We start from the raw sequence: 1,847 nt of genomic DNA, 5'->3' as shown, positions 1-1,847 counted from the left end.
CGGGCCGTACTGAGATCGGCAGACGCGCCGACAACTGCACTGTCAATGTTCCACCCATGAGCTACCGGCAACCACGTTCGGGTTGCATCGGCGCCTGGATCCCTGCGAGCCACGAGGACTGCACGAGACCAGATGCTCCTTAGAAAGGAGGTGATCCAGCCGCACCTTCCGGTACGGCTACCTTGTTACGACTTAGTCCTAATCACCGATCCCACCTTCGACGGCTCCTTCCACAAGGGTTAGGCCACCGGCTTCGGGTGTTACCGACTTTCATGACTTGACGGGCGGTGTGTACAAGGCCCGGGAACGTATTCACCGCAGCGTTGCTGATCTGCGATTACTAGCGACTCCGACTTCATGAGGTCGAGTTGCAGACCTCAATCCGAACTGAGACCGGCTTTTTGGGATTCGCTCCACCTTACGGTATCGCAGCCCTTTGTACCGGCCATTGTAGCATGCGTGAAGCCCAAGACATAAGGGGCATGATGATTTGACGTCATCCCCACCTTCCTCCGAGTTGACCCCGGCAGTCTCCTATGAGTCCCCGCCATAACGCGCTGGCAACATAGAACGAGGGTTGCGCTCGTTGCGGGACTTAACCCAACATCTCACGACACGAGCTGACGACAACCATGCACCACCTGTACACCGACCACAAGGGGGCAACCATCTCTGGCCGTTTCCGGTGTATGTCAAGCCTTGGTAAGGTTCTTCGCGTTGCATCGAATTAATCCGCATGCTCCGCCGCTTGTGCGGGCCCCCGTCAATTCCTTTGAGTTTTAGCCTTGCGGCCGTACTCCCCAGGCGGGGCGCTTAATGCGTTAGCTACGACACAGAAACCGTGGAAAGGTCCCTACATCTAGCGCCCAACGTTTACGGCGTGGACTACCAGGGTATCTAATCCTGTTCGCTCCCCACGCTTTCGCTCCTCAGCGTCAGTTACGGCCCAGAGATCTGCCTTCGCCATCGGTGTTCCTCCTGATATCTGCGCATTCCACCGCTACACCAGGAATTCCAATCTCCCCTACCGCACTCTAGTCTGCCCGTACCCACTGCAAGCCCGAGGTTGAGCCTCGGGATTTCACAGCAGACGCGACAAACCGCCTACGAGCTCTTTACGCCCAATAATTCCGGACAACGCTTGCACCCTACGTATTACCGCGGCTGCTGGCACGTAGTTAGCCGGTGCTTTTTCTGCAGGTACCGTCACTTTCGCTTCTTCCCTACTAAAAGAGGTTTACAACCCGAAGGCCGTCATCCCTCACGCGGCGTTGCTGCATCAGGCTTTCGCCCATTGTGCAATATTCCCCACTGCTGCCTCCCGTAGGAGTCTGGGCCGTGTCTCAGTCCCAGTGTGGCCGGTCACCCTCTCAGGCCGGCTACCCGTCGTCGCCTTGGTGAGCCATTACCTCACCAACAAGCTGATAGGCCGCGAGTCCATCCCCAACCAAAAAATCTTTCCACCACCAGGCCATGCGACCAGTAGTCATATCCAGTATTAGACGTCGTTTCCAACGCTTATCCCAGAGTCAGGGGCAGGTTACTCACGTGTTACTCACCCGTTCGCCACTAATCCACCCAGCAAGCTGGGCTTCATCGTTCGACTTGCATGTGTTAAGCACGCCGCCAGCGTTCGTCCTGAGCCAGGATCAAACTCTCCGTAAAAAAATTACCAACCACACCCGAAAGCATGGCCGAGTTGATACTGACAAAAAGAACTGTCAACTGACAATTCTGTCTATCCAAAAGGAATTGTCTCCGAACCGAGCAAGCTCGGCCACGGGGTCAATAAATTGGCATTGACAATGTGCACGCTGTTGAGTTCTCAAGGACCAGACGCACTCCCC

At 55.9% G+C, this 1,847-nt stretch carries 1 rRNA gene; it reads right to left on the bottom strand.

Going from position 1 to position 1,847, the window contains the following annotated elements:
• Positions 1-143: 143 nt before the first annotated feature.
• Positions 144-1,665 (bottom strand): 16S ribosomal RNA (locus ACIPYW_RS17545).
• Positions 1,666-1,847 lie beyond the last annotated feature (182 nt).

This window comes from Curtobacterium sp. NPDC089689 (assembly GCF_044749145.1).
GTDB lineage: Bacteria > Actinomycetota > Actinomycetes > Actinomycetales > Microbacteriaceae > Curtobacterium.
Note: the sequence above shows the minus strand (reverse complement) of the source record. Positions and strands in the feature narration are given on the sequence as shown.